The following is a 9,766-nucleotide window of genomic DNA, read 5'->3' on the forward strand; positions in this document are numbered from 1 at the left end:
AACATCTAAAAGAAGTGTGCTTCCATCGCAAATGCTGGTGTCTGCACCCAATTCTATGCTTGTAGATAAAACATAAACCATAGCCGAATCAGTATCAATTGCTCCACAATGATTTTCAATTGTAACAGCATAAAGTCCTGCTGTGCTTGTACTTATATTTGGAGTATTCTCGCCGGTTGACCATAAATAACTGACTGCCGTAGAATCTGTTACATCGAAAGTTGCTGTTTGTCCTTGGCAAATTGTGATGTCGTCACCAAGATCTACATCCAATGCAAAAATATCTAATACTATATAATCCGGCAAACTTCCGCATTCGTTGGTTACCATAACTGTATAAGTTGCAGCATCGAAAACAGTAATTTCTTGAGTAGTTTCTCCGTTCGACCAAAGAAATTCTGCACCTTCATTTCCTGCATCAAGCATTAATGAATCGCCTGGACAAAGTGCCGTATCTACACCTAATTCAATTGAAATTGGATAGTCAACACTTATGAGAATATTGTCGTAGCTTGATCCACAAACATTTGTAACATAGACAAAATACATACCGGCAGTATCAACAACATAGCTTGGATAAACCGAGCCATCGTTCCATTGATAAGTTGAGTTCGTGTATGTTGCATCAAGAATCAATGAGTATCCATCGCAAATAGTTTGATCCGGACCGAGAGTGAAATCCGGAACGTCAATAATATCAATATTAATATTATCGTTGTCGGTTCCGCAAGAATTAGTTACTGTAACAGAATAGGTTCCTGCATTTGTTACATCAATAGTTTGAGTGATTACACCTGTTGACCAGTAATAAGTTGTTCCGTTGTCACCGGCATCTAAAGTAAGAGTATTTCCATTGCAAAGTTCAATGTCCTGACCAAGAAATACATTCAATGGCATATCGTATTCAACTTCTACACTTGTTGATTCTTCACAATTTGCAACTGTAACAGTTATTTCAAAAGTTCCTGAATATAAGGCTGTTATTGTTTCTGTAGTTTCGCCTGTATTCCATTCGTATTCTGGTGTTCCATAAATAGTTGTAACTGTTGCATCCAGAGTTATCGGGTTTGTTGCACAAATCCCTGAGACATTCACCCCGAGATTCGGTTCTATTTCATTGTATTCCACCACTATACTTTCAACAATTGTTCCGCAAGGATTTGTAATTTGAACAGAATAATTTCCGGGTTTATCAATCAAGAATGTTGGCAAAGTGTCTGTATAAGTGTATGTTCCCAAATCTGCTGTCCATAGAAAAGTGCAGCCATCATTGTATGATAAATCGTATTCGATAATTTCATTAGTACAGAGAACAGTTGGACTTGGCCCGAGGTTTGCCCACGGAATATAAACAACAGTCAAAGTATCCATTACCGTATCCGAAACATTCCCATTATATGAAATACATTGTATTATATAAGTTCCCGGATCGAAAAGAAACCATGGATCAGGATCAACATGATTTTGCCACATTGGCATTGTTGAAGGATAGTTAAAGTTCCAGTGAACTGAATCAATAAAAGTTGTCCCTAAGAAAAAGAAAGTTGTGTCTATATAACAACTTGTCTCAAAAGTAAATTCAGCCGAAGCAAAAAAACTGGTAATAAATGTTGGTAAACCTTCATCACATTCTTCTACTGTAGGTGTACTGGCCACATCTAAAAATACTGCATCAAGTTGAAGGTCGGCAGCTATTCCTGCAAGTAAGGGTTCATTAATACGAGCTAACCATGAAACATCGTCTCTTGCACAATAAATTTTCCCGTCAGGCGCAAGCTGAACTGCTCCTCCGTCACCATACGACTGAGGTCCTAACCATCCTACAGTTTCATGAGAATTAAGAAAATTCGTAACATTTGGCAGTTCTAATAAGTCCCATTGGTGTACTTCATTATCCCATCTGTTCACTGCATATAAATAATGTTCATCCGGAGAAAATTCGCAACCATAGGCATCAGGAAATCCAGACATTGTAACCGGATTTGTCAAATCTCCAGTGAGGTTATCAAAATCAAACAATTCGTACAAATCCATAGCTTCAATACCAAGTACTACTTTAGTTCCACTTGGCGATGCTTTCATATATCCTCTAGATTCTCCTGAAGAGCCGGCATGTGGTGTTCCTGTAGTAGAGGAAACATATCCATTCACCAAATCAATTCCGGCACTAGTTACAAGGATGGAACGAAAATTAGCATTTCCCCATTCATGAACTATTACCCAAATATCTGTACCGTTTGCATGATTAACAGCTGTAATTTTTTCAGGTGATGGGTTGAATATAGGAATATTTTTCTCAAGTGGATCTACATCACCCAATCCGCCATTGGCAGTCATATCTACTCTTGAATATGCTAAACCTCCTGATTGCAAGTTGTCATCAACAGTAAAAATATAATATGTATTTGGGTCCATTGGTTTTGGAATTATTACAGCTGATTGTGTCGAGGAGGCATCACCGGTTAATCCGAAACCATTTGGCATTTGAACCATATTTGCATCCCATACTAAAGTTCCATCACTAAAAAACAGAAGGTTACAACTTGGGTCACTAATAGTTGCAACACCCTCGTTTGTAGTTAATGGACTACCACCAAAAGCAACAGGTGTAACTGTTGAACAATCCCAGGAAACTCCTGCATTAGTTCCAAAAATCCAGTTGTTTCCTTCACCATTTTGTGCAAGAATATTCGATACAAAAATTATGATTAAAGAAAATGTTAAAATTTTAGCTTTCATAATATAAAATTTAAAGTCATCAAAAAATTAAAGTTGCAAGATATATTTATAGTTTTTATTATCAAAACAATTTGTCAAATTCTATTGAGTAACAGTTTATTTCTAACTGATACACACATAGAAACGAAAGAATAAAATTTTGTCATAAAGTAAAATAAACATATCAAAATTACTGATTTATGACGATTTCATTTTTTTAAAGTTGCTTAAATATTTTTTTGAATTTTGCTATTTAATTCATTTTTCTTTGAGCTTGATGCGTTTTTTCAAACAAATGTATTTTTATGTGGATATTATAAAGGAACAATTTTTGTGTATTTTTGCAAATATTTAAAATTTAGATTATTAAGAAGATATATAAAATATTACTAATTATAGTAGCTGCATTGATATTCCTATTATCGGCAACTTATTCTATTATTCAATTTAGCAGTATTCAAACATCTTTAACTCAGTATTTTGCAAATAATCTTTCTGAGAAATTAAACTCGAAAATTACAATTGGCAGTGTAGATATTAGCTTTTTCAGCAATTTAATTCTCGAAGATATATATCTGGAGGACCAAAATTCTGATACTCTGTTTTTTATCGAAAAACTTGTGGCAAATATAAACTCTTTTAGTATTGATAAAAAGTATGTGAAAATAAATAAAATTACCCTCGAAAATTCAAGAGTAAAATTTTCAAAAGATTCGCTAAGTGTACTTAATCTAAGATTTTTTATCGATAGTTTAAAAACTGAAAATAAGGATACTACGCTATGGCAAATTTCCTGTTCCGACTTAGAAATGTCAAATTCTACATTTTCGTATAAATCATTTAATAATGAACAAAAAATTCAGGGCATAAATTACAATGATATTTACATATCAAATTTTTCTTTTTCGATAAATGATTTTGAAACAAAAAACGATTCTATAATATTTAGATTCAGCGATTTAAGTTTAGTTGACAAGAGCAATTTTGAAATAAATTTGCTTGAATCCTCGAATATAGTTACCAAGAATGAAATAATTTTAAACAACTTAAAAATAAAAACTCCTTTCAGCGAACTATTTGCAAATCATTATATTATGAAATTTGATAGTGTAATAAATTTTCATAATTTTAATGAAAATGTGAAGATTATTGCTTCAATTGAGAGGAGCAATTTTGGATTAACAGATTTGTCAATGTTTTCGCCAAAGCTTCATGGAATAGATCAAAATGTTAGGATTGATGGCGATTTTTCAGGATATATTTCGAATTTCAAAGTGAAAAATCTGAATATTGAATATGGCAATACAACCAAAATTTCATTGAAATGTAATATTCAAGGACTACCGGACATTTCAAATACATTTTTTTATGCCAGTGTTAACCAGATTGTTAGTACAAAAACCGATATTGAAAGTTTCAATCTTCCATATTTTGTCAAGAATAGAAACATATCTCTTACTGAAAATCTAAAAACTTTTGGAGAAATAGAATATAAGGGAAAAATCTCGGGTTTTATTTACGATTTTGTTTCATACGGAAGGCTGCAAACAGATTTGGGAAACCTGATCACAGACATTTCCATAAAGCAAGACAGGCAACTTGAAAAAGTTAGTTTTAATGGAAATTTCAAAACAGAAGATTTTAAACTTGCTTCGATTTTTCAGAATGAAAAACTTCCTGAAAATGCTAGCATCAATACAAAAATTAACGGTAATTATCAAAAATCGGCTGGCATTTTTGCTGAATTGGATGGTTCGTTGAAAAATATTGAGTTCAATAATTATACATATTCAGATATTGAAGTATCAGGAAAACTTTCCGATAAAAAGTTTGATGGGCAAGTAAAAATTAGCGACCCAAATGTAAATCTTGATTTTTTAGGCCTGATAGATTTTTCGCAAGAAACTCCTATTTTCGATTTCACGGCATTTGTTTCAGATGCAAAACTCAAAAAATTGAATTTCGTGAAACAAGACAGTCTTGCTAAATTATCGTTTATGCTTTCCGCAAATTTTGTTGGAGACGAAATTGATAATTCCAAAGGTAAGATCGAACTTTTTGGTACTAAGTTTCAAAATAAAAAAGGTTCGATAGACCTCAACGAATTTTCAGTTATTTCTACTGAAAAAAACAATTCAGATTTTCTTCAGCTAAATTCAGATTTTGTCGATTTAGAAATTCTCGGAACATTTAAGATTGAAAATCTCTACACAAGTTTCGAAAAACTTTTTCACAAATATTTTCCTTCGTTTTCGAGAAGCAAATATCAAAATCTGGATACAACTAATAATTTTGTATTCTCAGCAAATCTGAAAAATACACAAGCAGTTAGCAGGGTGTTTTTTCCGTATGTTTTTGCTAAAGAAAACACAAATATTCACGGCAAATTGAATTCAATTAATAAAACAATTCATGTGGCAATTTCTTCGCCTGAAATAGATTTTAAAGGAAATAAACTCAAGGATTTTAGTTTTAATGTTTCAAATTTGAACGATTCCTTATTTTTCCTCACAAAAGCAAAGAATGTAAATATCAATAAAACAGTAAATATTGACAATTTTGTTGTTTCGGCTTCTGCGAAAAAAGACAGCCTTGGTCTAAGCATCAACTGGCAAAATTTGGATACTTTAAATTATAATGGTAACATATTGACTCGTACCTTTATAACTAAAAATGAAAAGAGTGAGAATCCAATAATTAATATTTCAGTACAGCCATCTATTGTTACGATTGCAGATACAGTATGGACGATTAATTCTTGCAAAATAAATATTGATAGTACTTTCATTGGCATCGATAGTTTTATGGTTTTTAATGAAAATCAGCATATTGCACTACATGGAGCACTTTCTGAAATTCCGAACGACACTTTGAAAATTAATCTTCAGAAAATTAATCTTTCATACCTAAATCTTTTTACAGCTAATACTAATGCCCATTTTGAGGGAAAAATTGATGGTGAGGCACAATTAATTGATTTTTATGAAAGAAGTATATTTTTTTCCGACATCAAAATCAAAAATTTGAATATCAATAATGAAAAAATAGGTTACACAGAAATTTTGAGTGATTGGGATAAAAATAGTAAAAGTCTTCATTTACATGCTTTTACAAAAAGGGATAAAATCAAAACCTTCATTATTGATGGGAACTATCTGCCAAATAAAAATGAACTTGAATTTGATATTTCATTAGATAAACTGAGGCTAAACATTTTTGAACCTTATTTGAAAGAAAATATTTCTGAACTACGAGGAATAGCCAGCGGCAAACTAAAATTGGAAGGACAACTCAAGAAACCTGTTTTGAATGGAATAGTTCAGTTACAAAAGTCGTCGTTTACAATCAATTATTTGCAAACCAGATATAATCTTTCTGATTCAATATTTGTTGAAAATAACTTGATAAAATTTGAAAATACAAAAATCAACGATAGCAAATATGGCACATCGGCAATTGCAAAAGGCGAGATTAGACACGATTATTTTAAAAATTTCTTTTTCGATATAAATATTGTTGCTGATAAATTTCTATGTTTAGATACTCGTGAATCTGACAATGAACTATATTTTGGGACTGCATTTGCAAGCGGATTGATAAAAATAAACGGAGCCTTGTCGAATATCGAAATGGATATTAATGCAAAAACCGAAAAAAACTCTCGATTTTATATTCCTCTAACAAGCGAGAGCGAAATTAGCGAGAGCAATTTCATCACTTTCGTGAATGAAAATATAAAACAGCTTGAAATAATTGAAGAAGAATCTGTCGATCTTTCAGGTGTAAAATTGAATTTCCAGTTGGAAGTTACGCCCGAATGTGAAGCTCAATTAATTTTTGACTCTAAAATGGGCGATGTAATAAAAGGCAACGGAAACGCAAATTTAAAAATGGAGATTAGCTCGGCAGGCGAATTCAATATGTTTGGCAATTATGAGATTGATAGAGGAGAATACAATTTTACATTACAGAACTTTTTCAGTAAAAAATTCAGGATAAAAAAAGGTGGGACAATAAAATGGAACGGTGATCCATACGATGCCGATGTCGATTTGTTGGCATATTACGATGTTTCTACTTCGCTTGACAACCTGCTCCTCGATACCAGCGAAATCTTCAGAAAAAGAATACCGGTTGAATGTCTGATTCATATGACAGATAAAATTTTAAACCCAAAAATTGACTTTTCTATAGACTTGCCCGATTCCGATGAAAAAACAAAAGACCAAGTCAACAATTTAACTGAAAATGAGACAAATAAACAATTCATTTCACTTTTGGTGATAAATCGTTTTCAACCATTGAGTTATCTCAGCAATTCGGGTAGCGATAATTTTGGGGCTAACTATAGCCTCACAGAAAGTGGCACAGAAATTCTTTCCAACCAATTGAGTCATTGGCTTTCGCAAATAAGCAACGATTTTGATATAGGTTTCAACTATAGGCAAGGCGACGAGCTCAGCAGCGATGAAATTGAAGTAGCCTTAGAAACCCAATTGTGGAACGACAGAGTTAGAATAAATGGAAATTTTGGGGTAGGAGGGCAGTACGAAAATGCAAACAAAATTGTGGGCGACTTCGATATAGATTTCAAACTCAATAAATCGGGAAAACTCCGTGCAAAATATTTTACAAAAGCCAATAATTCATTGATTTACGATGAATCACCATATACTCAAGGGGTAGGAGTTTTTTATAGAGAAGAATTTAACAAATTGTCAGATTTGTTTAGAAAATATAGTTTATTTAAATAAGTAAGCTAAGTTCAGCCTGTCCCGATTTCTTATCGAGAAGATACGTACGCTTAATGGTGGGAGAAGAGTGCTGGTGGCTATAATGCTGTCAGCCGCCTACTCGATTGTGGTGTCGTTTTTTATTTCTTCAAAGTTTTTTACTTCTATTTTTCCTTTTGTAGGTATCATATTCCGCCAAACCCAATTATAATGTTCAATCACCTTTTTGGCTTTCAAATGAGGTCTTTCTCCAGTTGTGTGTCCGTTCTCTACAACAGTTATATTGTAGTCTTTTGTTAAAGCAGACTGTATTGTAGATTCAACACAAAAATCAGTTGCACAACCTGTTATAAATAATTCGTTTATTTTAAGTTCTATCAGTTTTGATTGAAGTTCAGATTTGTAAAAAATATCATTTGCATATTTGTCAATCCGAACATCAGTTGATTCAACAATTAGTTCATCCAAATTTTCCCATTCGAATGAATTTTTTTCAAATTCTCCAGTTCCAGTTCCATCATGTTGAATATAAATCACAGGGAAATTCCGCTCTCTAAATATTGAAGCAAGTTCATTTATACGCTTAACAACTCCATCTGTGTCAAATCGAGGTGTTTTCGGTGTGAAAGAACCTTTTTGCATATCAATTACTAATAGAGATTTTCTGTTTTTCATTTATTTACAATGTTTTTTCAAAATGCCCGCTAACATTAGTATAAACAGAAAATTCCGTTTATTTCTTTATTATTATTTGTTTTAAATATCCATCTCATCGAAAGGATTATGAATATCATTGAACTTTGTGTTTGATATATGTGTGAATGTTTCTTTTGTTTTACTCAATTCATGTTCTAATATTGAATGACTTTGTTTTAAATTAATTTAAATTAAAAATACAATTGCAAAAATATAAGAATTCTGTAAGCTCGCAAACTGCTTTTGTCTTTTTTCCTTTAATTCCATCCCTGAGAGATTTCCATCTGAGTATCAACTCAAATTTTCTTTTGCTTGATGAACCGCTAAGTACGAGACCCGTATGCTTAGTGGTGTGAAAGGTGTACTGGTGGCTATTCTGCCATCAGCCGCCTACTCGATTGGGGTTAGTTATTTTAGAATATATTTTCAAGAAACTTTTTTAAGTTCTTTTCAACTGCAGATTTTCCAGCAATGCTATTTTCATAAAATAAAGTTCTGAATCCTGAAATATCAAAAGGTAATTTTCCCCGAGTTTTATCACTCAAAAGAATAGTCGGTTTATTAATTGCATGTGCATATCCAACTTCATAAAAAACATTTGGATTGTCTGGTGTTATTTCTGCAATAATTACTGATGCTTCTTTTATTGATTTTACTATGTCTTTAATTATTGGTGTTGCTGTATAAAATTCATCTGCTCTTTCCACCTCCAAACCAAAATCTTCGCAAACAGGCTTTATTACTTCCTCGTACAGTTGATTATATTGGTCAGAAAATTGCATTACAATAAAAGCCTTAGGCTTTAAAGTGTTAATCTTAAACTTTTTAACAATCATCTCTTTAGTCGAGGAGAACGCTAATTGTAATTGTCCTTTACGCACATTATCTATACCTGCAACTACAAAAATATTATTAATGAACAATGAAATAACCGAACCTATTACTGTAATTTTAACCTTATAAGTTTTTTTAATATCAAAAGTGTCAGGCTCTCCAACTCCATTTAATAAATCCCATTTATTCGTTTTATTATTAAATTTCACTAATCCATATAAAAACCCAGATGTATTAAATCCAACATTTAAGTCAGCTCCTGTTTCTGTATTAAAAATCAGTTGGCATATACCTAATTTATCTTTCGATTGAAATTCAAATTCAATTGTTCCATTTTCAAATTCAATACTTGAACTAACAAATGCATTTAATATTTTTTCTTCTCCAAGTTCATTTTTTTGGGTTTTGGGAATATACTTAATCTCATCATCTTTAATTTCAGCATATCCATTTGTAACTAACCATTCATTTTTCATATTATTTATGTTTTATTTCGTTGTATACTCTTTGACTAATTAACCCCAACGGTTTGCAGCTATGGCACGTGGCCGTTCACTACTTAAATTTATATTGATTACCTGTATGTTTAATTTACTTATCATTCTTCTTGATGACCCAAATGCGGCTATGTGCTATTAGGTGCTGTGTGTGCCCAGCATAAGCGTATGCGGACACCCACCTTGATGTTCAAGAAAAATTTGAAAAATACAAATTATTTTTTGAAAATAAAAATTGATATTCAATTTGGGTAGGCATTAAATATTTCCAGAGAGTGAAAGTCTCTT

4 protein-coding genes are annotated in these 9,766 nt (G+C 32.1%); 1 reads left to right on the forward strand and 3 read right to left on the reverse strand.

Going from position 1 to position 9,766, the window contains the following annotated elements:
- Positions 1–2,739: hypothetical protein (locus tag HN894_13465; GenBank protein ID MBT7144331.1), on the reverse strand; the 2,739-nt coding region annotated here is incomplete at its 3' end.
- A gap of 386 nt (positions 2,740–3,125) precedes the next feature.
- Here HN894_13465 and HN894_13470 point away from each other — a divergent pair.
- Positions 3,126–7,472 carry a translocation/assembly module TamB gene (locus HN894_13470; protein MBT7144332.1) on the forward strand — a complete coding sequence of 1,449 codons (4,347 nt, stop codon included), beginning with the start codon at positions 3,126–3,128 and terminating at the stop codon, positions 7,470–7,472.
- 96 nt (positions 7,473–7,568) lie between these two features.
- Here HN894_13470 and HN894_13475 read toward each other — a convergent pair whose 3' ends face one another.
- Both HN894_13475 and HN894_13480 read right to left on the reverse strand, forming a co-directional pair.
- Entirely contained in the window at positions 7,569–8,126 is a 558-nt protein-coding gene (locus HN894_13475) for an isochorismatase family protein (protein ID MBT7144333.1), read from the reverse strand.
- A gap of 434 nt (positions 8,127–8,560) precedes the next feature.
- Positions 8,561–9,457, reverse strand: a complete 897-nt coding sequence (locus HN894_13480; protein MBT7144334.1) for a hypothetical protein — start codon at positions 9,455–9,457, stop codon at positions 8,561–8,563.
- Between the last annotated feature and the right edge of the window lie 309 nt (positions 9,458–9,766).

Source organism: Bacteroidota bacterium, assembly GCA_018692315.1.
Lineage (GTDB): Bacteria > Bacteroidota > Bacteroidia > Bacteroidales > JABHKC01 > JABHKC01.

Bases quoted from the DNA above. Each gene is read 5' to 3' on its own strand.
- HN894_13475 (MBT7144333.1), bottom strand. From the start codon at position 8,126: ATGAAAAACAGAAAATCTCTATTAGTAATTGATATGCAAAAAGGTTCT.
- HN894_13480 (MBT7144334.1), bottom strand. From the start codon at position 9,457: ATGAAAAATGAATGGTTAGTTACAAATGGATATGCTGAAATTAAAGAT.